The sequence below is a fragment of the Legionella lytica genome (genome assembly GCF_023921225.1).
GTDB lineage: Bacteria > Pseudomonadota > Gammaproteobacteria > Legionellales > Legionellaceae > Legionella > Legionella lytica.
In genome coordinates this window covers 1,296,630-1,321,563 of record NZ_CP071527.1, presented here as the reverse complement: position 1 = coordinate 1,321,563, position 24,934 = coordinate 1,296,630, and the positions used below count along the sequence as shown (strand labels likewise).

Sequence of the window (24,934 nt, the reverse complement as noted above, 5' to 3'; positions counted from 1 at the left end):
TTAATTTTGAGTATAATCTTTTAATTTACGCGCCTGTGCTTTAAGCATAGCAAAGATTAGTTTTTTTTGATGGCTCGTTACTCCTGCCACCAAATAGGAGCCGTGAAGCTCCCTCCCCACCTTTTGCAACACTAAATAAGCTTTTTTACTGAACTATACTTATAACAGACTTAAAATAGCGTTCGAATAAGGATGGGTATGTTAAGAAAACTATGGAACGGTGATTATCCATTATGGTTTAATTTTTGGATCTTAGGGATAATCGTTTCAAGTGCGCTTCGTTTCTTATTTGATCATGCTTATCAATCGGTTACACATTCCCCTACCCCATCCGGGATGTATCTTCTATATCTATTTCTCGCTTTTTGCTTAACTTACTTATTGTTTATTTGGATAGTCATATGGAAAAGCGCAACTAAATACAAAAAATCACTATTTTGGGCTTATGGAGCAAAAATAGTAGTAGTTCTAAGTGTTCTAAATACATTTATAAATTCTGACAACGGATTATTAACTCAATTGTTTTATAGCAATAACAAGCATGGTCACCTTCAGGAATTAAATGATCATGCCACAAGAAGAAATGCACCACACTCATACACTTATATCGAAAGGTAGCCTAATGCAGCACTGCGAAATCCGAGAAGCTATGAGTTTAGCCAATTCTTCTGTTTTTTCTTAAGCTAATCCCGGTGCTATAATAAATAAATTAAAGAGTTGGATTAATAAGAAGGAGCTATTATGTTTTATAAAAAGATAATGTTAGCCATTGATGGTAGCGACACATCCAATTCAGCAATAGAAGAAGTCATTAAATTAATAAAAAACCAAGATGTTCAATTAAAAATTGTCCATGTCGTTGATGAGTCCTTAGTTTATTACAGTGGTCCAGGCTTTGATTATTCGGCATATATAGAAGTGCTAAGAAAAGAAGGACAGGATATTTTAAACAAAGCGACACAATTAATCGGAGAGCAGACATCTATTAAAGTAGAGACAGCCCTTCTGGAGTTAGGGCAATTTCAAGGGAGAATTGCAGATCTAATTGTTGAAGCGACAAAAGAATGGCCTGCAGATTTATTGGTTTTAGGCACTCATGGCCGAAAAGGATTTAGCCGTTTTCTTTTAGGCAGTGTGGCAGAACATATTATGCGCATTGCTTCTACCCCTGTACTTCTTATCCGTTCTTCTTAAACTAAGAGTACATGTAAGATTATAGCCCATGCCTCTTAACTTAATGGCATCACTTCTTACATTTAAAGCCTCAATACAATTATAAGACACCGTATTTTTAAGGAGATTTTATTAATTAAAGGCATACTAAAGTTCCTAGAAACACCATTTTGAGCCAACTTTAACACAAATTGACTTAAAATCATCAAGAATCAAACTCAATCATTGGATAAAAAAATTAAATACCATTTAAAATCAATATGTTAATTAAATCGGGTTTCTTCTGATAGCTAGTAAAGGAAGATTTAGCCAGAGAGACCTATGAATAAAATGAATATTATGGGATAATTATTGCCCAACCTAGACAACATTAATATACTTATATGAAAATTAAAGCAATTTTATTAATGATTTCTCTTTTTTTTCCTATCGCTTTATTTGCTAATGGAACCTGTCCTTTAGAAAGTGGAATCAATGTTCACACTAAAAAACGAACTTTAAATATATGTAAACAGGGTACTGTAGTTAAGTCATTTCGAGTCGCTCTCGGAAACAAAGGTGTGGGTAAAAAGAAAGCCGGCGATAATAAAACACCGATTGGCTTATATAGACTAGCTTATCCAAGAAAGTCCAAGCAATTTAAAGTCTTTATTCCAATTCTCTATCCAACCTCAAAGCAAGTAGCTGCTGGATACACAGGTAGAGATGTAGGGATTCATGGGCCTACTCAGTCAGGTAATGTATTGGGTTGGTTAAGCAACTTGCCTGGTTCAACACGTGGTTGTATTGCTGTTGGTAAAAATAACTACATTGAGTATGTAGCTAAGTGGGTAAAAGCTAATCCAGGAACTAAGGTTTTAATTATTTAGCTTCAGAATATTACGCGCAACAACATTGAGCGCTGTGCGCAAACCAAGCTGTGCTCCCGTATTACACCACGTTAATACGGGCTACGTCTCCTACCTAGTGATTTTGTTGTAATGATCACGAGCCAATGTGCGCTTAGCAAGGCACGTTTTTTTGCTAAACTAAGAAAAACTATTTTTTATCAACCGTACTAATATGAATTAGTTTAGGGAATTATTATGCTAAGGAATACACTGAATGCATTTGGCAGTATCTCTAAGTTCTTCCACTGGGTTATCGCTTTATTGGTTTGTGCTCAATTTTATTGGGTTTGGTCACCTAATTTTATTTCAATAAGTGATGCAATAAAAACGCAATACGTACTATTACATAAATCATTTGGGGTAACCATTTTGGTTCTCTCCGTATTATTTATTCTGTGGCGAATGGTAACTATTCGACCGCTCGACCCCTCTCAGCCTTATTGGAAACACATACTGGCAAAAATCGTTCATTACTCTTTGTTTATCTTGCTATTAGCTATGCCTATATTGGGCTATTTAATGTCTGCTGCAGATGGACGAGTAGTTAGCTTTTTTGGCTTATTTGACTTACCCAATTTAATCTCTGCAAACCAGCAAATGGCAGATTTTTATTTTCAAACCCATTCCACCTTAGGCTTTGTTTTTGCTGTATTAATTGGTTTACATGTTGCGGCAGCATTACACCATCACTTTATTGTAAAAGACGATGTATTGAGAAAAATGCTGCCTTTTATGAAGAAAAAATAAGTCATTACTTTTCTATTTAGGATAAAAATGAGCTTTGCTTTTTAGCTAAGCTCATTTTTATTGCAGTATAATAAAACAAAAAAATCCATATTTATAAAAGGTTGCAAATATTCTGTTTTATCCATTATAGGTAGTCATAGCAAAACACATATTCCCAAGAAAATCTTTCTGACTTAAAAGCAGGCACAGATAATAAATTAACAATATAGTGTTCAAAATCCATGCATTTCTATTTTATCAACTACACTTAAAAGGAATACCATTTAAGGAGTTCTAGTAATGCAAGCTGAGAAATATCTAATTGACTTATCCAAAAAAAAGCAAGAATCCGAAAAAAAGAAAGCTATTGAAGCGATTAAGCAAGTGTTGGGTTTAATTGGTGAAAACACTGAAAGAGAGGGTTTACTTGATACGCCAAGAAGAGTAGTTGAGAGCTGGACAGAATTATATGAGGGGTACTCTATTGATCCTGAGAAGGTATTGGGTACATGCTTTACAAATGAAAAAAATTACAATCAATTAGTATTACTTCGTGATATAGAAATGTTTTCTATGTGTGAACATCATATGCTGCCTTTTTTTGGCCGAGTACATATAGGCTATATTCCTGATACTAAAGTTGTAGGTTTGTCTAAATTAGCACGCATAGTGGAATGTTTTTCTCGACGATTGCAGATTCAAGAACAGTTAACTGTACAAATTGCTGAAGCAATATATAACCATCTAAATCCTAAAGGTGTTGGGGTTATTATTGAATCGCAGCATTTATGTATGGTGGCACGCGGTGTTAATAAACAAAATCCTTACATGGTAACGTCACATTTTATGGGAGTTTTAGAGTCAGACTTAACCCGTAGAAAAGAATTTAATGAGCAAATTTTGATAAGAAGATAATAATGCTATCTTGTGTTTTATGCCTCATACATAACTTGAAACACCGTTATGTATGAGGTTTTTCCTATTTCCAGCACGTTCACACCTACAGAACCATTAATTTTACAATAATGTATCGCTTAAGCTCATTGCCCAACATTGAGCCATAAAACGGCTCGATGCCTTGATTATTTAAGTCAAGGACCTGGTCAACTATAAACGCACTAAAGCTACTTAAATTTAAACGTGCAGGTTAAACCGTAATGATCCGATATAAATTGCTCGCTTAATACTTCTTCAAGCCCTAAACGTTCAACACTTAAAACGTCTTGAATGAGCTCTTGACGCACAAAAATGCCATCCACACGTCTGGAGTGGGTACTCGGATCGTTAATTTTTACCTGTTTACGCAGCAAATTGTGTTCAAAATCCTCTGTATCACCGTTCTGCTGTGGGTGAATAGAATTCCAGGTATCCAAAAAAGCATGCTCAGATAAAGAAAGGTCTGTTTGATTTAAGTCAGAATTAAAATCACCCATAATGATGCAGTTATCATGAGTATCAATGCTCCTAAGAATTTGTTGCATCTGCGCCATTCTTTGGGCCTGCTTACTGGCCCCAGAAATGAGGTGAAGGTTGATAAGTTCAAACTGCTCATACCGCTGATATAAGCAATAGTAATCCTTTCCACTCTCATCTTTCTCAAGCTCAATAAGCTCTTCATGACTGTAATAAAACCTGGATAAAGTCGCCACAAATACTTTGTCAGGAACATCCGCGATATCACTAGGCATCGCTGATAAGCGGTAGCCGTATTTATCACTAAATGGCTTTAAATATTTAATCCAAATCGCTTCCGTTATCTCTTGTAAGCAAATGATATCCGGTTGCTCATAATAGATTTTTTGCACTAAATAATTCATCCGCTTATTTATATTTAGCGTATGACTATTTGTTTTGATGCCCAGAATATTCCAGGTCCAAAAGGTGACGGGACGAAAAAGAGTGATGCGCATTTTCTGTGGAAAATGAGCAAACTTAAAATAAAGCGCACGGCTATAATCCCACAACTTCGCTGAATCGTACTTCAACACTGCCTCAGATATAGGCTCATGAGCTTGAAAATCTTCATAAAAGGTCGCAAAGGTTTCTTGTTTTAACAGGGATAAGATTTGCTCAACAGCCTCATTCAGCTTACTGTCCCTCACTTCAGTCATTTCTGACTGATTACTCACTAATGGAAAATATCCAGGGTTTACCTTAAGTATATTATAACCTTGTTGAGATAAATGATGGATGGCAGAGATTAAAGCAAACCTGGATAAAGAATACTGCCGGTCAGGATGATAGTGCTCCGGTTCTTTAAACAAGTCCTCAGGATCCACACCAGGCGACCAATTGGTTAAACGACAGAGGCAATCAGAAGCATGCTGAGATGAGGAAAGAACCATAATTTTCGTCTTACGATCCAATAAATGATGATTCATTAATTCCAATAATAGGAAGATTGGCCCTAAATAATTAAGTTGCATCGTTTCTTCAAATATATGGCTTTGCTGCTCCCTTCTCACCTCGCAGCTATAAACATTGCTGGTGATAATGATTACATCTATTTTCAACTGCACCAAAGCATTTCTGATTTGAAAAACACTTTCTAAGTCATTAAAGTCTAAGGGAATATAAAAACGACCATCATCAACCTTGTTTTTATCTAAACAAATCAGGTTATAGTTTTCTTTTATCGCCTCATATAAGACACTACCAATCCCCTCCGTTGTTCCAACCATAAGGCAATTTAACTTATGGGCTTCCAAGCTCTTAGGCAAATGTTCATCTTGAATCAGGACCTCATATTTCATATCAAAAATGCGATCATTCAAAGAAATAACTTTGGCTGGGTACTGCACCGGATTAAAATATCCGTGCTCCATATTAAATGGACGATTAAACTCCACTAAAGAAGACACACTGACTAATGGGCCCTGTTCATAGTATGTATTAACAACTCCTGACATAACCAGCTTATACTCTAACATGGAGTCATGGTAATGTTTCTGGATGGATTTCTGCTCCTCCACGCATAAAACAGCGGTATTTAACCAATTATTTTCATATAAAACATCAACCCAGCCCCAAGGCTTAAATTCCTGACGTTCAATAATTGTGTTTGAAGAATGCTCATGAACCATGTGCTCGTTCAATTTAACCTGCACGGAATAAATGTGTTCTGCGGTATAAAAATATTTAAATAATTTTAATATATTCGCTGCAATAATCTGAAACACAGTATGTTGAGGCAAATAGGGATTACAGTATTGGTGAATAGAACCAATGATAAATTTTAAAACGATTGCCCATGATTCATAAGGAAGTTTCTGTTGAAAAACCTCATGGTGAAGTAGTAAAGAAAACTCTAAGCCTTGAGCCAAATGACTTAAGGAGCTCGATTTGGGGGGGCTGGCTACCCATTCTTCGATAATAAAATCAACCGAGTCTGGGTAGGTACAATAAGTTTGCGAAGCGCAGAAAAAGCGTTCCGTTAGAATATTATTCATTTCTACTAAAAAGCGATCGCAATCAAAAAGTACCTTTAACCTGGAAATAACGATCGAAGTCACCATATTGCTTTGTAAACTTTCAAGATAGATATCCTTACCACCCAAAATATAAACCGTGTCAATTAAATGTATCGGGTCTTCTAAAAATTGTTTGGCCTCAGCAAGTGTGGCAAATTGCAAAACTTTTTCATCGGCAATAGGACGGTAAGTTTTTGATATGACACAACAAAAAGCGTCGGTCATGATTTTTTTGTCTGCATCGGAGGCAGACAACCAAGAGTTTTTCCCTATGATGAACGCTCGTTTTTTCCCTGCTTGTTTGCTAATTGTGCGATGATAATGAGCCAACTCTTCGGGAATATGCCAGGGTAATTGATTTTTTCTTGCATACCCCCAAGCAGCATCAACACACACTAATAACATATAATTCATATTATCATCCCGCGAAAATTATATTATAAATTGGCCACATCCCCTGCAGAAATGAATTGCCTTTTTAGTTATAAATCCCCGAAATCAGGGCGCAAAACAATATCTTCGACACAGGCAGCAGGCGATAATTCGGAGGCTGCATAAATCATTTTAGCGACATCACTTGTTTCCATGATACGTTGTTGACTATTATCGTACTCTCCCCATGAGTCCGTTATGACCGCCCCCGGCATAACTGCAGTTACCTTAATTAGATAAGGTTTTAACTCCTCACGTAAATTTTTGCTAAACCCATGCAAAGCATATAAAGTATAGGAAACTTTGCCATAAATGACCAAATTGTAAAATAAATAACATGTTCCGTGCAGCGAATTGGCTCTTCGTATTCTAGACTTACAATGAGGGTATCTAGAGAGCACAATAATCTAGCGGCTAAGAAAGAGTGAAGGAACGCGTTTAGCGAACCAATAATGTCGCAAAAAATTAAAAGCGGGCGATTTTAATATGCAGGATCAACGAAAAGTAATTATCAGTATCTTCTTGCTCATTGTGCTTCAACAAATTCCCGTGGATATTTATTTGCCGTCTTTTCCCAGCATGGCAGATTATTTTTCTGTAGCACCACCAATGATCCAAGATACTTTAACGATGTATCTACTTGGTTTTGGTATTTCACCTATCTTGTGGGGCCCCTGTTCGGATAAATACGGTCGAAAAAAAGTTTTATTCTTCAGTTTGGCTCTTTATAACTTAGCTATTTTTGGTAGTGCCATTAGCAGTTCAATATACTCGATGCTTATTTTCCGTTCTTTAGCCGGAATAGCTGCGGGGGGTTTGCAGGTATCCACCTCCGCAATGGCACGAGACATTACGAGCGATAAATCATTGCTTATATTATCTTCGTATATGTCGCTTATATGGGCCATTATCCCTATTGTGGCTCCAGTAATTGGCGGTTATATCCATACCTATCTGGGCTGGCAAGGCAATTTTTATTTTATTTTATTGTGGGGCTTGCCTATTTTTTACTTTATTTTTCATTATCTTCCTGAAACCAATCACCGTCTGGAAAACTATACGTTCCGCAGTATTGTTTATCGCTTCGCACAGCTATTTCGCAATACAAAATTTACGTTTTATGTCCTAACCACAGGGCTTAGCTTTTCATTGACTATTGCTTTTTGCACAGCAGCTCCTTTTTTACTGCAAAAGGATCTAGGTTTAAACGAAGTCCAATTTGGATGGGCGATGTTTTTTGTTGCCGGTGGATATCTAATTAGCGTCATGACTAACAGCCGCTTATTAACTTATTTCTCTGCCGAACGCATTATGCAGGCGGGCTTGCTATGTTCGCTGGCCGCGGTAACATTAATGGTTTTATTAGCAACACTGGATGTTTTTACCATCATCTCGGTAGTAGGTCCTGCCTTTTTAATTATTTTTAGCCAAGGGCTCATTTTTCCCAATGCTTTAGGTTTGGCTATGAATAATTTAAAGCATGATTTTGGTTTATCATCTTCCTTACTCACTAGCTGTCAGCTAATAATAGTAGGAGCAGCCAGTCATTTTGTCACTTATTTTGAACACAGCTCCCCTTTACCATTAGCTATGATTATGTTTGGGATTACCGCATTATTGAGTACGCTATATGTTCTGTTTATTTTCTTTATCGGAAACACGGAACGGATTAGCGAATAGAAAAATCCCACATCAACAAGATAGGGAAATAACGATGCAAACAGATAACAAAATAGCCTTAGTCACTGGCGGAGCAAAACGTGTAGGGCGAAGTATAGTCGAAAAACTAGCTCAAAATGGCTATGACCTCGTAATTAACCATCATTCTTCTGATGCTGAGGCCCAAGAAGTTAAGCTTATTGTAGAACAATTTGGTCGTCGCTGTTTGATTGCTAAAGCAGATATTCAATCACCTCAAGCAGTACAAGACATGTTCATCCTCATTAAAGAGCAATTTGGCAAACTTGACTTGCTGGTCAACAACGCCTCTCTTTACAACAAGCAGCCTTTTCCCTGTGATAATTTCCAACCTTTACACGACTCATTCGGCGTGGCCGTTTATGGCAGTATTTACTGTGCGAATGAAGCTGCAAAAATTATGCTGCAGCAAGGTGGTGGCGTCATTATCAATATTATTGATTTATTTGCCTTTTACCCTCGAAAAAATATGATGTTTCATGGAATATCAAAAGCAGCTCTCGCTAGCCTAACCCATTATCTAGCTGTAGAGCTTAGTCCAACCATAAGAGTCAACGCCATCGCTCCAGGCCCTGTTTTGCCTCCCGAACACTACTCCGTTGAACGGAAAATCAAATGTGCTGAACGAACGTTACTAAAAAGATGGGGAACACCAGAGGATGTAGCCAAAGCCGTTTTATATCTGGCAGATGCTGACTATATTACTGGCGATATTCTGTTTATCGATGGAGGCAGCCATATTAATATGGCAGAACACTAGGTTCTGGTGATGTATACACCACTACTGCGATAATGGCTGATAAAAAGCATGATACCGATTACATCGACATCACGCATTCGATCATTTACTGCATTTGGGCATTTAATTCTGAATGAGGCTCTGCATTGATTGCGGTATCAGCTATCGAGATGCACTTCGCCATACAGCGTTCTAATCCACTGGAAAAAAACGTTTTTTTCGATAGCTTGGGATCGGAAGTATAAGTGTCTTCTACTATTTCACGTATGCTTTCTAATGAACTGGCATTTCTGATATTTTCAATCAATGTTTGCGTTGCTGCGACTTTATACCCTGTTAATTCTGCGTCTCTAAATATTTTTGTTGTAAAGGATGGGCTAAACTTACCCTCATGAATTGCTCCCCGTGATTGAATATACCGTTCTAATTCTTTAATGCAACTTTCTTTGGCACTATCAAGATTGGGCGATTTTTCAGCACTTAAAAAGGCATCCGCTTTTTCCCTTTGTTCCTTCTGAGCAAAGTCGACTACTAAATGGGCATTGCCTCCTAAGCGTCGCGCAAAGGACTCCTCTTCTTTTTGCTCATCAAATGCTTTTGCTAATTGGGCAATCTCATCAGGTTTTTCTTTTAAAAAGCTCACATCGACTATATCGGGGCGGTGTTCTTTAATATACAACAATGCCTTTACTGTATTGGTTGCCTGAGGATAACCAAATTGTTGGCCTTGAAAAAACTTATCATAGGCTCCTTTGTATTTGTTCCATGCCTCCGCACTAATGATACTATACTGCGGCTCCATCAATCGTTGAGGAGATGATTGAGGATCGCTATCCTCTATACGAATGCCATGCCAATATCAATACATATAATATCGCCTGCTGGGGTTGTAACAAAATTTTTAGGTGCTGTCGCATCAACAACGATACGCCCCGATTTATTATAGACATCGAGAACTCCTAAACTTATTTCTGCATCGGATGCTTGTTCCCCCTCAACATAGGGACAAACCCAACCAATACCATGTTCTGAGTCAATTATAGTTGCTGATGGGTGTAAATTGGGATTAATTAGATTCCATAACCGCGCGGAGCGCTCAGGGGTATCGGTTGTTGCATCAGCATTCTTTTGAACTTTAAGTATACGCTTGCTATCTGCGCTTTTATACACTTGGTTGTAATTGCCTTCCCCTAAAAAAGCCCACTCTGGCTCTGTCTTTTGTTTCATTTAGCTCTCTCTTTGTTTTATTTAAGTATAGTGTAAGTGAAAACTTAATGACTGATTAACTCATACAAACGGCTGTAGAGTGCAAAAATGCTTTTTATAAAATGGAGAATGTGGTTCTTAAAAAAGTAACCAAGCACAGAAAATCAGCTTAGCTACTTAACTGGGAATATTGCCTTTTTTACAAAGGTAATTAGATAGTGAAATCAAGCTCAGAGTCACTGCCTAACCCATCATTATCGGATCTTAGCTCAAAGGGTACTTTAAAGAATTCGTTGCCACCTGGCCTCATATAAAGACCCATCTCATCTGGGCGGATTAATTTAGGCCCTGTGGTCATTTTCGGTTGTGCCACCGTATTATTTGTTGGGGTATCTGGAAGCACTGAGGGAGTTGGAGTAGAGCTTGGATTTAGAGGTAATTCATTTTTTCCTTGCATTTAAATCGTCCTATATAAATAAGGTAAAAAGTTATATATCACAAATACTTAGGAGATACAATTCTGCGCTATTCAAATTATCAGCTCTAAATATCGTCATTGGTTAAGGATGAACTGAGGCGCCTAAATACTTAGAAATAAAGCAGCCCCCTTGTAGAGCCTGTCCAAATATTATACGATGGCATATCTAAATACAGAAAATAAAGCTGAATAAATAAAAAAGTGATTCTCAGGATGTAAAAATGCTAGTTAGATATATTAAAAAAAGCCTTCTTACCACAAAACTCAATGAATTAGATGCTGCTAAACACCCAGACATAATCGATCTAATTCACTCGTTAAACCTAGCAGACCTGGAACATCCATTTTTTCAAGCAGAAAACCATACTGCGGAACCACACAATCAATATGAGCTGTATTTAACTTACGCGCATCTCTCCTATCTCTATCTGAATAAGCAATTAACCTACCCCGGTGTAGAAGTTGATTTATCTGGATTTTTAAGCAACATAAAAATCAGGGAACAAGAAGAGTATAGCCTGCCCTTACTTGATAAAAATGATTTTTTACAAAGCTATCTTATTCATTCTGCCTTACAGAGCTACCCCGATAAAATAAAACTCTTTAATGCAAGCTTGCCAGAAAACAAAGCTCGACTTCGAGAATATATTAAACAACTGCAAAAAGACTTTCCCATGGTACCGAAAGATAGGTTGAGGCAAATAATTGGCTCACTTTCAGGTATCAATAGCATTTTTTTTAGCATATCCACTGTCCGCGAAGAAGACCAGCTGCTCTATACCATTATGAAACCAGGTGGACTTATTAATGCGAGTTCAGCAACACCATTTAACCATGCCCAAATAGTACCCTCCATTGGTTTTATCCATGCATTAGCCCAAGAATGCAACCCAACCCATCAAATTACAATGGAGCCCATTTTTGGCCAAATTAATGTAGACACGCTCCATAGGGATTTCCATCAACACCAGTGCCATCCAGTTAGCCTCTATTCAACATGGGTACAGGATAATTTATTATTAGTCCATGATATGAAAGGATCAAAACTTAGTGTGTTTATGCACGATGCCTATTACCATTATATAGCATTATGTCAGTTTGAATCCCAAAGCCTTGAATTCGTAACAAACGAATTGTGTCCTGCATTAAAAAATTTAACTAATGATAAAAACCTTGCGATTAATAGCAGCGCGATACTTTCATCTCTTTTCGAAAAAATAAACGACTTTGCTATAACTCCCAATACTACTGAAAAAGAAAATGTATGGTCATACATCAACAGTAGAATACCTAATTACTTCGGAAAATCAGAACCAGAACGCTATCGAAACAATCGAATGATTGATTTATTAATCATGGCGATTCATTCCCTTAAATCTAAGCATGTATTTATCAAAACGCATTATCAAATAGACGTAGATACATTATTGCAGCAAATGGTTGAGAGGCTAAACATTAAGCTCCCCCCTAAAGATGTTATCAGCCTACCTAACCTATTAAATTTAGTCGCAACACACTCAGCTAACTATGCTGTATATGAATCAATTTCCGCGATTAATTTTTTATTAGATAAAAAAATAAAAATATCTACAGAAATGATTTTATTACTTGTGCAACAAAGTCACCGCCCCTTAACTAAGATCTTGAGCAATCTTGTTACTCAATGTGGCGCTGATTTTTTGCAGCCATCTATTGCAGATATCCGGGAAAAAATAGAAGACGATCCAAACGTTGAGGAACCCTCTATTCCAGAGTACATAAGAACAGCCTATTTGATCGAACAAACCCACGCTCTCATTAACCGCTCCATTAAAAAGATGATCCCTAAAAAAAATCTTGATCGAATTATTGAGGAAATAATACCTATCCTTTTAAGTAAAGCTGATATAACAAGCAACCCAGGAAAGCCGGTACGAACTTATTTAGAACCATTTCAGCCCCTCTTTAGCAGCCCTACATTTTTTATGTTTTTATCCCATTTTAAAACAAACAACTTCCGTTTTTCTGAGCAGAATTGGCAAAATATAATTAATTATGGAGAAATGGTTGGATACGATTTCACATCGATTGTGGGGCATATTTCATTAATAACTACGCAAAATATTCATCTATTAACAAATGAGTTCCTAGACTTAATATTATCTCCTCCTACTTATATACCCCATACGACCACCACAACTTCGTCGTTAAGTGAAACTCAAAATCAACATGTGCAGCATGTCATTGAAATTTTTGATTTCTTGGCGAAAAAAATTAAAGAGCGCATGCCATCTAAAATAAACTTTTTCCACGAAAAACCACCGTTTCAGCAATTGACGTTTCAACAATTGTTGTATGCTATGAATAGAGAAAACATTTCACAGGAAACCATTGCTCTACTTAGTGATGATCACGAGTTCCGCATATTCTCGGAAAAGAAAGAATATAGTCCGATTATTCAATTATTCTGCCCAATGCAATCAACATATAAGATGAAATCTGTATAGTGATTTTTAATAGGTCAGGTCCTAGGCACAACATTGAGGGTTGATAGCTTGTTGGAAGATCAGGATAAAGGGGCAAATACAAAGCCCCCCAATATAATCCTCAATTAATGGTATCTCATTGATTCTGCAGTTGCCCCGTGCTGCAATAATAAGTTACTGATGTCTTTCATATGCTCTGTTTCAGTGACAACCGTCTCACTAAGTGACAACGGGGTATGATTATGTTCATCCTTTGCATTAACATCAAGCTTTGCATTTTCAAGTAACCAGCGAACTAACTCTGGATTACCCGCCTTAACTGCATGGTGCAGAACAGTAAACCCTTGATGATCAACTAGCTCCGTTTTCGCACCATGGCGAATAAGTGTGGCCACTGCATCTATATTTCCAAGCTCTGCAGCCAACATCAATGGAGTTCTCCCCATCATATCAGGCTCATCTATATGACTTGGGTATTGCAAGCATTGCTCCAATATCATGTTATTGGTTTGGCGAGCAGCAAAATGAAGTGGCTTCCAGCCATTACTATCAGCCAGATCCGCACTATTTTCATTCAATAAAGAAGAAACAGCAGCTTCTTGATTATTTAAAATAGCAGTATGTATTGGATAATGAGTATGAGCATTCTTCATAAAGGCAAGTCGTGGATTGCTAATTAATGTTTCATCAATTAAGGTGCTAAAACCATGCAAAGCCATACGATGCAATACCGTTTCGCCATTACTATCTTGATGTTCTAATAGTTGATTTCCTTTATCATTCAACAAATTAAAAATAGCTATTTTATTCGCTTTTAGTTTTTCCAAATCATTATCAAATATAGGCATGAATAAAGCGCTGAAAATGGGGTATTGTTTCTGATTATTTAGCGCGCAAGTATCCGCCCCAAGGTTGAGTAATGCTTGGGTCATACTTAAATACCCATTACTCGCCGCAGAATGAAGCAGAGTTATGTTATTTTTATTAGGAGTATTGATCATGTTTTTAGTGGGATTTAATGAACGTAAAACTTGATCAAAACCCATTATAACTACAGCCGCAAGTAAACTTTCACCCTCAAGGTCTGGATGTGGCTTTTCAATATCAGAGCCTATTTTAGGAAGAATGCGTGTTAAATAAACTTCCGTAGCGTCTTCATATTGCTGATATTGCTCACTATCATCCCCTGAGAATTGTACATCAGTAGATACGGTGTTTTGAAACCATGCTTTCAACAACCTTAGCTTTTCATTTATGGGTTGATGGTCATTAATTCCTAACTCGCCACATAGTGTATTAAAATTCATTTTTCACTTCCTATAGTTAAAGTTTCATTCCACGGGCTTCTTCATGGTCTGGTGCTTCCTGTTTAGGTGCTTTTGCTTCGCCAACTTGATCTACAAATTTAGCTTTGAAGTCTTTAAAGCTTTGCGCTGCATTTTGAGCATCAATCTTTCCATCCTGGGTTAAGTTGACTTGTCCTCCTTTACCCCAATGGCGATGAGATGCAAGCGCTTGCATAACCGGTTCTGAATTAGATGATGTTAAAAATTTACAACGGTCCTCAATAGACACCTTCGCCATGGCAGACTCAATTCTCTCGGCTTTAGCGTTCATTCCTACAGTAAAAATACCAGCGCTATCTCTAAACTCTTTAATTACGCTCCTTACACCTTCTACAGCTTTATCTGCTTTTAATGCAACCACTGTTTGTTGTAACTCAGTTAGAATCGCTGCGCGAGCTTCGGGAGCTGCATTATTAATTTGCTGTTGTTTACTACGAATAAACTCGTTCATTTTTTCATCATTTTCACCAAATTTCAATGCATTGAGATCGGCGAATACCTGTTTAAACTCAGGATTATTTACAATAAAGAGGCGGTCAAGAGCTTCTCTTATTTTCATGCGTTCGTGGGGTTCGGGTTTTACTAAGCCTTCAATAATTGCTTTATATTCTTGACCAACAGGCCCTGAAAATCCAACTCCATCAAACGTAAAATTTGCAGCATCATCTCCTTTACCCAGTTTTCCTGAAGCATAGTAATATAAATTTTTACCCAGTATATATGCATGTACTGCATCAGCACTCATTGTCGAATCATGAAGTTCAGGGGGAGTAAAACCGCCAGTTCGCAGCATTGAACAATATTTATTTCCAGGTAGGCCCTCTGTATATTGTTTGTTTGCATCGGTAAAAAGAAAACTTTTAGTATCAGCAAGCTGAACTTTTCCACGCGCATCAACTAGCCAGTTCGTAATTTTGGCGTCAGGAAACATGCATCCAGCTTCTTGAATATTTAGTAACGTGCCCGCCATTTGTTCAAAAATCTTACCTGTGTTTGTTAATAGATCTTGTTGGGTTAACAAAGTACCACGATGCTCATTAACACTCCCACCCTTACAAAAATCAGTAACCAACATCGTTCGTGATATTAATTCACCCTTCGTATCGCGGCAACACACTTGTCTTTCGGCTGCAATGGGTGCAAAGCGATCAGGCATCTTGTCACGAAGATGTGCCTCAACATTTCGAGGCATATCAAGGCGGCAATCGATTTTTAAAACCGCCTCATTACCATTATCGCGGTTTACGACTTTAAAGTTTTTAGAATTTCCGCCACCTAAGTAGCTAATCTCATGCTCACGTAAAAACTTACGAAAGCTTTTTGCTTCGGCACTTACATCGCCTGCGTCATATAAGCGATTAAGTTCGGCAGCTAAATTAGGATTTCGACCCTTGATCAAAATCCCCATAAGTTTATCCGCTTTATCCGGTGCCATATTGGCGATAACTTCTGACAGTGGAGAAGAGTCCCTTGGCTCTTTAATTAACGAAGGAATACCTAAACTGGCATATTGGTATTTTATGTCACTAAAAAGCGCCGCGTGCATCTCTTGATAGCCAGGAGATCGAGCAAAATCCTTCGGATTATATTTATATTCGACCTCTTGTACCTTATCTTGTATTTGCTTCAAAATTTCTTTCTTTTCAGGATCGGGTATGTCTTTATTGTATTTATTTATTAGCGCATTTACAGATTTTGTAAATTGATTCATTTCGTCCGCGGGCAACTGGCCTGCATTAAACGGAACAATTAATGCCATTGGTCTTTTAGCTGGTAATTCAGGTCCACGCACAACTCCGATTAATCTAGCTAGCATAGAACCCCCTTATTTCTCCTCTGATATATTAAGTATATGTCCTGGTAAAAAATAATGGGGATTCAAGCACTAATTAATTGATTTTTATTTACTTAAAAAGTAAAAATCATCAATGATAATGGATTACCTTAGCGCAATTAACCATCATTACTTTATTGGTATTCCTGTATGTAGCTGAGTATTAATGCTTATAAAATAATTTAATTATTAGATAGAAATTTATACGCTCCTTCGCTAGTATGAAAGCTAATATGAGAGCTAGTAAATAAATATAAATCAACGGATTGATATGAAATAAAAAAATTAGCTTTAAGCATTTTGGCTGCATCGCCAGCATTTTTTTAAATACATCCTATGCAACAGAATCCCCCAAAGAAGCCAGGAGGATGTTAAAGCTGGCAAAGTAAAAATCGTAGCTCCAGTTGGATTTACAGAAAGTGCTGTAGCGGAAAACGTGATGGCAGGTAACGCGATGAGCCGCAGAGCGAGTTACATGTATGGTAATTTATTACCAATGTCCCCAACGGGACAAGTAGGTGCCGGTTTAGGAATGACAACCTCCTCAGGCACCGTATCGCTTATCTCCCCTACAGCTTACCTCAACTGTATCTTATATCCACGGTCTGTCATAAGATACAGTTGCAAGCAACCCGGCTACATTATTTTTTGAATGAGTTTTCCAAAGTTGCCCCCCAAAACAATCAGCATGAGAGATAAGATAAAAAGAGAGATAGTTAGTAACTCAAGGAAAACAAAGTTCTTAAATCTAGGGATCTCATAATCTGGGCTTGTGCCTGAAACCATGTAATTATTAAGTTGAGAAATAAGAAAACTGACTTGATTATAGTTAGTGGAATAGAGATTTAAAAAATATAAAGTCTTATAATTACCCTTTAAATAAACATGATAAATTACCTGATGCCGCCCTCGTTTTGTGCGCTCCTCTTCTCTAAAACCTGCCTCTGTAATGCGGGAGATCCCTTTATGTGATGAACAAGTGATTGCTTTAGCGTGCTGAATGAAACAGCACGTTTAGGATAGTAAAATAAGGAACTTGCCAGTTTAAAAAGTGCGTTCCAGTGGCTTCTCAGCGAAGAGTCCTTAATGTAGGTTCAATATCTGGTTCCCTTTCACCCCAGCTGTTAATTAACGTAGAAATACCAACTACTGCATCACGTATCAGTGCTATAGGCAGGCTTATCGTTAAAAAAAACAAAGAAACTGGAGTTGTTAACAATAGCAAAATGCCAGCACCAAGATAGCTAAGAGGCTTGAGAACAGTAGGCTGGTGTCTAAGCCAATAATTTTCTAAATATTTTTTACCAAAATCATCACCTCCGCGTTCACCATCATCAAATAAAATTCCATAAGTAAGTATGGTTGGTAAACAAGAAATTATTGCTGCTAGTTCAGTATTTTTAAAGAAAGTTTGTGACATAAATATTAGTGTATTTATAATAAATTGATCAGGAATTGTACCTCCGTTGTGAAATTATTGTCAATCTGGTGTATGCCCGGTGGTAACTCTGCTTGCTAACTTGCACGCCATCTACAAACTTCACCTTATTAATAACCAAAGCTAATAAGTTAAATCCTCTGATTTTAATCCACCGCTTTGAGCCACTCCATGAGTTCCTCAGCTTAAGTTCAATTGTTCAGGAGAAATAGAAATTATTTCGGATAAAGGATTAGTGTATTGAAACTGTCCTACTCTAACCTCTTTAATTGCCTCATGAAGTTGGGTTAGTATTTTCTCTTTTTGCCCATTTTCAATTTCCAAGAAGTCGTTTTCCTCTACAAGCTGTAAAGGTGTTTTACCATGACTATTTACTTGTTCTAAGTTACATCCTGACGCTAATAAAATTTTAAATAATTCAATTTTCATATCTAAATCAGATAAGAAACAATAAATATGAGCTTGTATTTTCTCGAGAATCCAATGCAAAGAGTTGTTGCTATCCCCATCTTTGTGATTAATAAGAAATCCTTTTTTTAAAAACAAATGCATGGTATCAAGACTTTGGCCACAATAGTTTATTGCCAAATTAATTGCGGATAAATTCCTGCATATTGATGTTTCTGGCGTTAATTCATTTTGCAGAAAATGCTGAATTAATGGTAAATATCCATGAACAATCGCTGCGCGAAATTTATTTTCGATGGTAGTCGCTTCATCTAAATCAACTTTCAGTTTAGCTAATCTAGACAATCGGCCATAAGCTTTATCTCTCTGAGTAAGCACAATCATTATATTTATTCTAGTTAAATACAATTAAACATGATGATGTATTTATTATAAGATTTTGATTTAACTATCAATACCGTATTTTTACGGTATTGAATTGAGTATGCACTATCTATGATTTATGCTATAAATCCAGGCTTATGCAAACAAATAATTACCCTGTAGTTTCTATTATGGATATCCCAGTACTCTATACATTTAGACGTTGTCCCTATGCGATTAGAGCACGGATGACGCTTGCCTATGCTCAAATACCCGTAACTCAATATGAGGTGGACTTAAAAAATAAGCCCATAGAATTACTACAGCACTCTCCCAAAGGTACTGTTCCGGTGTTGGTTTTGCCAAATAATCTCGTGATTGATCAAAGTATTGATATTATGATGTGGGCATTAAAACAATCTGATCCTGAAGGTTGGTTGAATCCAAAGCTACAAGCAACTAGTGATGAATTAATTAGTCAAAATGATACGCAATTTAAACCTATTCTAGACCGCTATAAATATTCCCAAGACCCGGAAGTTGCCAGCAATTACCGCGAGCAAGCCCATCGTTATCTGCAAGAGTTAGATTCCCTGCTAGCCTCCCGTCCTTACTTGCTTTCCGAACATATAAGTTTGGCAGACGTTGCGCTTTTTCCCTTCATTAGGCAATTTGGTATGGTGGACCAGGCCTGGTTTGCACAAAGCGAATACACGCATTTACAAACCTGGCTCCATTCTTTTTTAGATTCAGAATTATTTCTTAGGGTAATGCAAAAAACCTCTCTCCCTAAAACTACGCCCCCAAACTAGTCCTAGCCTTATCCTACTTATGAATGCTCCCAATTAAATATTGTATATTATATGGCCAGCAATCTGTTATAATTAGCTCTATATGTGCGATACAAGCATGATGCTTGCATCTGGGAGAATAGAGCTGTGAACTTCATTAATGTTGATGACTTTTATCATAGGCCATGTCATCTTTATATCAAAAGCCCGAAAGGAGTCCTTTGGGAGTGTAATGAGATGCAGGCTATTAGTGCTGGTTTTGCTAATCCCTCAGAGATCATCGGTGCACAAGATAGGGATCTTGTATTGGATCCCAATGATGCATACAAATTGCAAGAAAATGACCAATCAACTTTAAGCTCGGGCAAACCTCAGATTTTTTTGGAATATGGTTCATTTGAACCAGGTAAAGTTAGAGGTGGTTTAAGCTATAAGTCCCCTTATTATTCAAACACTGGAAAAGTAATCGGTGTCATTGGAATTAGTTTTTTTCCTGAAGAGCTAAAAAATCTGGAACAATGGGATGATCAACCACTTTTAAAATCACTTTTATTGATGACCGCGTCTCACTTTGGATTGCTTGAATCCCCTAAAAGCCCCTCCTCTTTAGTATCTCAGCTCTCTTTACAACAAAAAGCTATTTTTAGTTATACAGTTCAGGGAAAAACGATTAAAGAAATCGCGTCTATTATGAGGTTATCTGTGCGAACCGTAGAATATTACATTGAAATTATAAAAAACAAATTAGGCTGCGCACGTAAAAAAGATTTTTTTTATTATTCCAATCATTAAGCCTAGCCCGTATTAGCGCAGCGTAATACGGGATAATGGCCTGAAAAACGTATTGAACATACACGCATCCAGTACCCTACTTCATTTATAATTTTGAAACCAAAAACTCACACGGCTCTTGCAAAACCACCGCCTTGCCTTTTAGAGTCTTAAAAAACAATAAGCGCGGTTGCCCACCAAATTTAATAAACTCTTCTTCTTCCTGATGTTTCAGTGTTTTTTCTAAAATCCTTTTTGAACCTTCATTTTCAGGGTGAACTGTAGCAACAATTTCTTTAATGCCCTTTTCTAAAGTTTCTTCCCCACTTTCAGAAATAATATGTTTAATAAACTTCTTTCCCAAAATTGCCAGTTCAGTCCCATAACCTTGTCCCCAAAAATCCTCATCAAGAACGTACGCAATTTCACTGACATTTGTATGGCCACTACCTATTTGGGAAAAATCGTCTATGGCGTGTCGTACTTGAAGAAAGCCCATAAACGCTTGAGTACCCGAATGATAAATTGAAAACACCGAAAACTTATTGCCAGAATTCCAAATTTTTATTTGTGCTTGAACGAATTCTGTTACTTCGGAGGGAGTCCATGCCTTGCCAGCACCAAATAACTTTACATTTTTAGAATTGCCTAAAAGACGAGTATATTTCTCAATTAAATCAGCCTCCTCCTCTTGGTTAAGGGATCTAGCCTCCACTCGACTCGAAGAAATTGTATACTGATTTAATTCATTACTAATAAGTACATTACCCAGTTTTTTTGATGTATAAGTTACTTTCATGCATATCTTCCTCAATTTATTTGATTCAATAAACATCACTTACAAAGCGGTAAGCACCGTTTCACGTCGATATAGAGGAGTCTGTAATAAAAACTCACTGATGTTGTGCTTTACAATGTCAGTAAGACTCTCATTATGAGCAAATACTTTACGTTGTCGTTCAGAACTAGTCCCCGCATCCATAATCATTTGCAGTGTAGAAAAGTATGTTTGATAATTAAAGCGTTTGATATAGGGATTTAATTTTTCAATCCATTCATTGATATCTTCACGCATTAACTTAGTTTTTCCCTCCGTATTCATTAATAATTCAGCATCCAAGCCATAACGAATAGCTCGCCATTTATTTTCACGAGAAAGCCAATAAGGAGGGCATGCGACCGACTCCAACCAACTCCCATTATCAGCAAACCAATGAGCAAGTGTATGGATCAAAGCAACTAAGGCAAGCGTTTCTGCAAGAGTCGCCGCTCCATCACAGACACGAATTTCTAAAGTTCCAAAGCCAGGGCTTGGCCTTAAATCCCACCACAAATCCTTCAGGGACTTAATTGACCCACATAGCTTTAATGTTCTATATAAGCTTTCAAAATCCTGCCAGCTACGTACATGATAAGGCTGTCCTGCTGTAGGTAAAGCTTCATATGTGGTCGGTCTACACGCAGCAAGACCAGTATCAATTCCTTGCCAAAAAGGCGAACTTGAAGAAAGAGCTAATAAATGGGGTAAAAAATACATAAAAAAATTATTAAATCGGATGCATTCTTCCCCACTGGACATACCCAGATGAACATGCAAACCATACACGCTCATGCGGCGTGTAAGCCATTGATTACGATCAATTAACTCTTGGTAACGAGTTGTAGGAGAAACCACCCAATCAGAATATTTAGAAAATGGGTGAGAACCTGTTGTTGAAAATAAAACGCCTAAATCTTTTGTTGCATGTTGTAACGATAGCAGTGTTTTATAAAGATCATCTTCAACTTGCTGGGCAGAGTTGCATTTATCCGTATTTACTTCAATCGTACTTAAATAAAATTCTGGTTTAATTTTTTCAAGATGTTTTGTGGCATTAAGTACCTCAGTAGCTCGTGAGCATAAATTATAATCTTCTGCATTGATTATCTGCAGTTCAATTTCTACTCCTAACGTTAAAACACCATTACTTTTAAAATAAATTTCATCCTTATCCGAGGTGCACGTCAATTGCGAAGCATTTAAAAAATTATTAATTTGATTATCCATCCGATAACCCTCCTTTGTTTTATTTTTAAGAGAGTGCTAGTAATTGAGTTACTACTTTTTGAGGATATTCCCATCGCGATATTGAACACTTAGATACTGTAAATAACACTCTTATTTTTATTTCTGTTGATATAATTCGTATTCAAATCATTTTTTATAGTAAAGGCTAAGCTATTTTTTTTCAACCTTTATGAATTTGATGCAAACATGAAAACGGTTTATTTAATGCCTAAAGAGACAAACTATTTTTGTTAAGGCAGCTATAGTTTGCTTGATCACTTGGATATAATAGAGGGCCTTAATATCCAGGCAATTACAATTTATGAGTGATACTCTCCCAAGAGTTGATAAAGTTACAAATCAACTCGATCACCGTTCGAAAACCATTATTCTTGCTGTGCGAAAAATTATGCAGCAAATGGATTATCACTCAAGAAAATTGAATAAGCATTATGGCCTAACAGTACCCCAAGTTATTTGCTTGTATGAAATTTACGAAAATGGAATGATGACCATCTCTTCTCTTTCCAAGCGAGTCTATTTATCAATGAGCACTTTAGTCGGTGTTATTGATCGCCTAGAAGAAAAAAACCTGGTTAGCCGGACTCGAGATATTAAAGATAGACGTAGCATCTATATTGATATCACGCCCAAAGGTCAGGAGTTTGTGCAAGAAGCTCCCTATCTTTTACATAATCGGCTAAATGAAAATCTTCAGGCTTTAACCGAACAAGAGCAACATGTTATTGCAAACTCTCTTGACCTTTTAATTAATCTTTTGCGAGAAATTTAACACTCTATGTGCGAATGATAATGAAACCTCGATACGTCTCGTTATCTTTTGTATTAACCGCGTTCCATAAATCTTCTGCCTTGACCCAGTACGCAGGATATTTATATCGTGCTACGTCAAGGATTAAGAATCGATCGGTTTTTTCATCATAAGCAGCTATTGGCGAATGATGCCCATTCCCCTGCTGCTGCAGCTCTGTTCTTAGGAAATTAACAATAATAAATTGCTGATTTAATAATGTATTTTTCAATAAAGACCGAAACTCATCCAGCGAAAGCTCATTAGCAAAGAATACTTCACTTTTTAATCCAAAACTTTGAATTACTCGGTTCAATGTTAATAGATTAATCCCAACTTTTTGAACTTCCTCTACCTTAATAATCTGCTGAACCTGCTCATTAAAAAAATCTTCCTGTGTAAAATAATGATAAGGTGCATGCTGAAAATCGATTGGTGCTGCCAGGCCTGAAGAATTTAACACCATAACCGCACTAGCAACCCCACAATAAGTCATTGTTTTTTGAGTAGTAAAATGCTCCAGAAGCTTTAATAAATTCTGATTTATATTTTTGCTAAAAAGAACCATCCCAGGTTTACTCGAAATATCAATTAAATTATCTGGTAAGGGTTCAACGGCGTAACACTCTGTAATAAAAGCAAATATAAAGAATAAACACGCAAATTTTAGTTTCATAAAAATAAAATTCCTACGTAACGTGACATACAATGAAATAAATAAAGAAAAAGATTTCTAAATTCCTCTAAATAAAAACTTAATGTTTCGAACGTGGGTGAAATATACTGCCTGACTCTTCTTTGTACTCCTCATCCTGTTGAGGGTCTATTGATATTAAGGGGCGTCGTGCTCGGCTACCAAAGAAACCATTTGTAGTAGTTAGTAGCAGCGTTTCGGTAACTTCTTTTTCTTGATTAGTTACTGATTCTATTTGTACTAGTTTTTCCGAGTTTTCTATCGTGTTATTAGTTTCTTTCGCTAAGATTTTTGCATCATAGATCTTACGTAAGTCAGCAAAATTTATTTCAATCTCTCGAGAATCATTTCCATATTCTAAGACTAATGTAAATTGCGAAGCAAAAGGAAAGAGCTCTTGTTCCATTAAAAGGACTAAGGGAGTAATAAGTGTTTCCGCTGGACATTGAAAATGTCCAGTTTCGTTGGATAATCTCTTGATTTTCCATGTGCCTCCTTCATCGATAAACTCGATTTCACCGGCTGCGATGCTTGTAGAAGCTTTTTCTTTACCACAAGCAAGCTGACTATGAGACATGCCATCCCCTTTTACCAGCTGACCTGACCATTTAGAAAATAAAATATTTACTTCATCATTTTGGCTGATTACCGCAAAACGAAAATCGGAGCGCCTTCCCTCTGCGCGAACATTAGGTAAGTCAGTTAAGCTAAGGCGTTTAAAGTCAGGAAAAAGAGGATTATCAATTTGCTCATCAACCAACTCCTCTATAGCGGGTTTACCAAATGCCTGATTATTAAAATATTGGTGACTGCTGCACCGCTCCTCAAATCGGGCATTAATATTGTTCTCAGAAAAAAGCAGTTCAAGGGCCTCTTGGCTATTTTCTGGTCTTTTCTGAGGAGAAAAAGCAGGTAGCGGCAGAAAATACTCAATAATATCGGGAATAGGACCTATGTTTAGCGTTGGTACGGGACTGTCAGGACGAAGAGGCGCAAGTGATGGGGAAGAGTTTGGTGTATTCATTAGCATTCATCTCATATGGTTTGAGCAAAAATAAACGACTACAGTTATCAAATAACCAGGCAGGACTAGAAGCAAAAACATCAATGGACAAAAAACACCCTGTCGACAAAATTCCTCAAGCCATTCTATT

At 37.1% G+C, this 24,934-nt stretch carries 23 protein-coding genes; 10 read left to right on the top strand and 13 right to left on the bottom strand.

Annotation, left to right across the window (positions count from 1 at the left end; all coding sequences use genetic code 11):
• The first annotated feature begins 741 nt into the window (after positions 1-741).
• The 4 genes from J2N86_RS05915 to folE all read left to right on the top strand — a co-directional run bounded on the left by J2N86_RS05915 (position 742) and on the right by folE (position 3,704).
• Positions 742-1,194, top strand: a complete 453-nt coding sequence (locus J2N86_RS05915) for a universal stress protein (RefSeq protein WP_252581713.1) — start codon at positions 742-744, stop codon at positions 1,192-1,194.
• A gap of 362 nt (positions 1,195-1,556) precedes the next feature.
• Entirely contained in the window at positions 1,557-2,042 is a 486-nt protein-coding gene (locus J2N86_RS05910) for a L,D-transpeptidase family protein (protein WP_252581711.1), read from the top strand.
• A 216-nt stretch (positions 2,043-2,258) separates the two neighbouring features.
• Positions 2,259-2,810, top strand: a complete 552-nt coding sequence (locus tag J2N86_RS05905) for a cytochrome b (RefSeq protein WP_252581709.1) — start codon at positions 2,259-2,261, stop codon at positions 2,808-2,810.
• A 279-nt stretch (positions 2,811-3,089) separates the two neighbouring features.
• The gene (folE, locus tag J2N86_RS05900) at positions 3,090-3,704 is read left to right on the top strand and encodes a GTP cyclohydrolase I FolE (protein ID WP_252581706.1); all 615 of its coding nucleotides are present in this window, start codon (positions 3,090-3,092) and stop codon (positions 3,702-3,704) included.
• A 209-nt stretch (positions 3,705-3,913) separates the two neighbouring features.
• On the opposite strand, the gene J2N86_RS05895 is transcribed toward folE, so the two are convergent.
• Both J2N86_RS05895 and J2N86_RS05890 read right to left on the bottom strand, forming a co-directional pair.
• Positions 3,914-6,673 carry a dihydrofolate reductase gene (locus tag J2N86_RS05895; protein WP_252581704.1) on the bottom strand — a complete coding sequence of 920 codons (2,760 nt, stop codon included), beginning with the start codon at positions 6,671-6,673 and terminating at the stop codon, positions 3,914-3,916.
• A gap of 68 nt (positions 6,674-6,741) precedes the next feature.
• Complete coding sequence (locus J2N86_RS05890; protein WP_252581700.1) at positions 6,742-7,011, bottom strand: SDR family oxidoreductase; 270 nt, start codon at positions 7,009-7,011, stop codon at positions 6,742-6,744.
• Positions 7,012-7,177: 166 nt separating this feature from the next.
• On the opposite strand from J2N86_RS05890, the gene J2N86_RS05885 reads away from it, so the two are divergent.
• Positions 7,178-8,371 (top strand): multidrug effflux MFS transporter, encoded by a 1,194-nt coding sequence (locus J2N86_RS05885; protein WP_252581697.1) that lies wholly within the window; start codon positions 7,178-7,180, stop codon positions 8,369-8,371.
• 34 nt (positions 8,372-8,405) lie between these two features.
• Positions 8,406-9,149: an SDR family NAD(P)-dependent oxidoreductase gene (locus J2N86_RS05880; protein WP_252581694.1), complete on the top strand. Its 744-nt coding sequence runs from the start codon at positions 8,406-8,408 to the stop codon at positions 9,147-9,149.
• Between the two features lie 85 nt (positions 9,150-9,234).
• Here J2N86_RS05880 and J2N86_RS05875 read toward each other — a convergent pair whose 3' ends face one another.
• From J2N86_RS05875 to J2N86_RS05865, 3 genes are all read right to left on the bottom strand, one after another.
• A complete protein-coding gene (locus J2N86_RS05875; RefSeq protein ID WP_252581691.1) occupies positions 9,235-9,930 on the bottom strand; it encodes a hypothetical protein in 696 nt (231 codons plus the stop codon).
• A 35-nt stretch (positions 9,931-9,965) separates the two neighbouring features.
• Positions 9,966-10,355 (bottom strand): hypothetical protein, encoded by a 390-nt coding sequence (locus J2N86_RS05870; protein WP_252581688.1) that lies wholly within the window; start codon positions 10,353-10,355, stop codon positions 9,966-9,968.
• A 190-nt stretch (positions 10,356-10,545) separates the two neighbouring features.
• Positions 10,546-10,791, bottom strand: a complete 246-nt coding sequence (locus J2N86_RS05865; protein ID WP_252581686.1) for a hypothetical protein — start codon at positions 10,789-10,791, stop codon at positions 10,546-10,548.
• Positions 10,792-11,033: 242 nt separating this feature from the next.
• On the opposite strand from J2N86_RS05865, the gene J2N86_RS05860 reads away from it, so the two are divergent.
• Positions 11,034-13,298, top strand: coding sequence for a hypothetical protein (locus tag J2N86_RS05860; RefSeq protein ID WP_252581683.1), 2,265 nt, complete (start codon positions 11,034-11,036; stop codon positions 13,296-13,298).
• Between the two features lie 104 nt (positions 13,299-13,402).
• On the opposite strand, the gene J2N86_RS05855 is transcribed toward J2N86_RS05860, so the two are convergent.
• The 4 genes from J2N86_RS05855 to J2N86_RS05840 all read right to left on the bottom strand — a co-directional run bounded on the left by J2N86_RS05855 (position 13,403) and on the right by J2N86_RS05840 (position 18,687).
• Positions 13,403-14,584, bottom strand: coding sequence for an ankyrin repeat domain-containing protein (locus J2N86_RS05855; protein ID WP_252581680.1), 1,182 nt, complete (start codon positions 14,582-14,584; stop codon positions 13,403-13,405).
• Positions 14,585-14,600: 16 nt separating this feature from the next.
• Positions 14,601-16,439: a hypothetical protein gene (locus J2N86_RS05850; protein ID WP_252581677.1), complete on the bottom strand. Its 1,839-nt coding sequence runs from the start codon at positions 16,437-16,439 to the stop codon at positions 14,601-14,603.
• A 1,087-nt stretch (positions 16,440-17,526) separates the two neighbouring features.
• On the bottom strand, positions 17,527-17,877 hold the full coding sequence (locus tag J2N86_RS05845; protein WP_252581675.1) for a hypothetical protein: 351 nt from the start codon (positions 17,875-17,877) through the stop codon (positions 17,527-17,529).
• 198 nt (positions 17,878-18,075) lie between these two features.
• On the bottom strand, positions 18,076-18,687 hold the full coding sequence (locus tag J2N86_RS05840) for an ankyrin repeat domain-containing protein (RefSeq protein ID WP_252581672.1): 612 nt from the start codon (positions 18,685-18,687) through the stop codon (positions 18,076-18,078).
• A gap of 137 nt (positions 18,688-18,824) precedes the next feature.
• Between J2N86_RS05840 and J2N86_RS05835 the strand changes: the two genes are divergently transcribed.
• Positions 18,825-19,478 (top strand): glutathione S-transferase, encoded by a 654-nt coding sequence (locus J2N86_RS05835; protein WP_252581669.1) that lies wholly within the window; start codon positions 18,825-18,827, stop codon positions 19,476-19,478.
• Positions 19,479-19,694: 216 nt separating this feature from the next.
• On the top strand, positions 19,695-20,249 hold the full coding sequence (locus tag J2N86_RS05830; protein ID WP_252581666.1) for a LuxR C-terminal-related transcriptional regulator: 555 nt from the start codon (positions 19,695-19,697) through the stop codon (positions 20,247-20,249).
• An 85-nt stretch (positions 20,250-20,334) separates the two neighbouring features.
• Here the strand turns inward: J2N86_RS05830 and J2N86_RS05825 are convergent, their stop codons facing one another.
• A complete protein-coding gene (locus tag J2N86_RS05825; protein WP_252581663.1) occupies positions 20,335-21,027 on the bottom strand; it encodes a GNAT family N-acetyltransferase in 693 nt (230 codons plus the stop codon).
• 39 nt (positions 21,028-21,066) lie between these two features.
• The gene (locus J2N86_RS05820) at positions 21,067-22,275 is read right to left on the bottom strand and encodes a carboxylate-amine ligase (RefSeq protein WP_252581661.1); all 1,209 of its coding nucleotides are present in this window, start codon (positions 22,273-22,275) and stop codon (positions 21,067-21,069) included.
• A gap of 322 nt (positions 22,276-22,597) precedes the next feature.
• Between J2N86_RS05820 and J2N86_RS05815 the strand changes: the two genes are divergently transcribed.
• Positions 22,598-23,068 (top strand): MarR family winged helix-turn-helix transcriptional regulator, encoded by a 471-nt coding sequence (locus J2N86_RS05815; RefSeq protein WP_252581658.1) that lies wholly within the window; start codon positions 22,598-22,600, stop codon positions 23,066-23,068.
• Between the two features lie 4 nt (positions 23,069-23,072).
• Here the strand turns inward: J2N86_RS05815 and J2N86_RS05810 are convergent, their stop codons facing one another.
• Both J2N86_RS05810 and J2N86_RS05805 read right to left on the bottom strand, forming a co-directional pair.
• Entirely contained in the window at positions 23,073-23,762 is a 690-nt protein-coding gene (locus J2N86_RS05810; RefSeq protein ID WP_252581655.1) for a phytochelatin synthase family protein, read from the bottom strand.
• A gap of 79 nt (positions 23,763-23,841) precedes the next feature.
• Positions 23,842-24,804, bottom strand: a complete 963-nt coding sequence (locus J2N86_RS05805) for a hypothetical protein (RefSeq protein WP_252581654.1) — start codon at positions 24,802-24,804, stop codon at positions 23,842-23,844.
• Positions 24,805-24,934 lie beyond the last annotated feature (130 nt).

Excerpts from the sequence above, each read along its gene's own strand:
- J2N86_RS05815 (WP_252581658.1), top strand. The coding sequence starts at position 22,598 with ATGAGTGATACTCTCCCAAGAGTTGATAAAGTTACAAATCAACTCGAT.
- J2N86_RS05820 (WP_252581661.1), bottom strand. The coding sequence starts at position 22,275 with ATGGATAATCAAATTAATAATTTTTTAAATGCTTCGCAATTGACGTGC.
- J2N86_RS05835 (WP_252581669.1), top strand. The coding sequence starts at position 18,825 with ATGCAAACAAATAATTACCCTGTAGTTTCTATTATGGATATCCCAGTA.
- J2N86_RS05910 (WP_252581711.1), top strand. The coding sequence starts at position 1,557 with ATGAAAATTAAAGCAATTTTATTAATGATTTCTCTTTTTTTTCCTATC.
- J2N86_RS05905 (WP_252581709.1), top strand. The coding sequence starts at position 2,259 with ATGCTAAGGAATACACTGAATGCATTTGGCAGTATCTCTAAGTTCTTC.
- folE (WP_252581706.1), top strand. The coding sequence starts at position 3,090 with ATGCAAGCTGAGAAATATCTAATTGACTTATCCAAAAAAAAGCAAGAA.
- J2N86_RS05875 (WP_252581691.1), bottom strand. The coding sequence starts at position 9,930 with ATGGAGCCGCAGTATAGTATCATTAGTGCGGAGGCATGGAACAAATAC.
- J2N86_RS05825 (WP_252581663.1), bottom strand. The coding sequence starts at position 21,027 with ATGAAAGTAACTTATACATCAAAAAAACTGGGTAATGTACTTATTAGT.
- J2N86_RS05855 (WP_252581680.1), bottom strand. The coding sequence starts at position 14,584 with ATGAATTTTAATACACTATGTGGCGAGTTAGGAATTAATGACCATCAA.
- J2N86_RS05810 (WP_252581655.1), bottom strand. The coding sequence starts at position 23,762 with ATGAAACTAAAATTTGCGTGTTTATTCTTTATATTTGCTTTTATTACA.
- J2N86_RS05805 (WP_252581654.1), bottom strand. The coding sequence starts at position 24,804 with ATGAATACACCAAACTCTTCCCCATCACTTGCGCCTCTTCGTCCTGAC.
- J2N86_RS05895 (WP_252581704.1), bottom strand. The coding sequence starts at position 6,673 with ATGAATTATATGTTATTAGTGTGTGTTGATGCTGCTTGGGGGTATGCA.
- J2N86_RS05860 (WP_252581683.1), top strand. The coding sequence starts at position 11,034 with ATGCTAGTTAGATATATTAAAAAAAGCCTTCTTACCACAAAACTCAAT.
- J2N86_RS05845 (WP_252581675.1), bottom strand. The coding sequence starts at position 17,877 with ATGTCACAAACTTTCTTTAAAAATACTGAACTAGCAGCAATAATTTCT.
- J2N86_RS05840 (WP_252581672.1), bottom strand. The coding sequence starts at position 18,687 with ATGATTGTGCTTACTCAGAGAGATAAAGCTTATGGCCGATTGTCTAGA.
- J2N86_RS05850 (WP_252581677.1), bottom strand. The coding sequence starts at position 16,439 with ATGCTAGCTAGATTAATCGGAGTTGTGCGTGGACCTGAATTACCAGCT.
- J2N86_RS05915 (WP_252581713.1), top strand. The coding sequence starts at position 742 with ATGTTTTATAAAAAGATAATGTTAGCCATTGATGGTAGCGACACATCC.
- J2N86_RS05830 (WP_252581666.1), top strand. The coding sequence starts at position 19,695 with ATGCAGGCTATTAGTGCTGGTTTTGCTAATCCCTCAGAGATCATCGGT.
- J2N86_RS05880 (WP_252581694.1), top strand. The coding sequence starts at position 8,406 with ATGCAAACAGATAACAAAATAGCCTTAGTCACTGGCGGAGCAAAACGT.
- J2N86_RS05870 (WP_252581688.1), bottom strand. The coding sequence starts at position 10,355 with ATGAAACAAAAGACAGAGCCAGAGTGGGCTTTTTTAGGGGAAGGCAAT.
- J2N86_RS05885 (WP_252581697.1), top strand. The coding sequence starts at position 7,178 with ATGCAGGATCAACGAAAAGTAATTATCAGTATCTTCTTGCTCATTGTG.
- J2N86_RS05865 (WP_252581686.1), bottom strand. The coding sequence starts at position 10,791 with ATGCAAGGAAAAAATGAATTACCTCTAAATCCAAGCTCTACTCCAACT.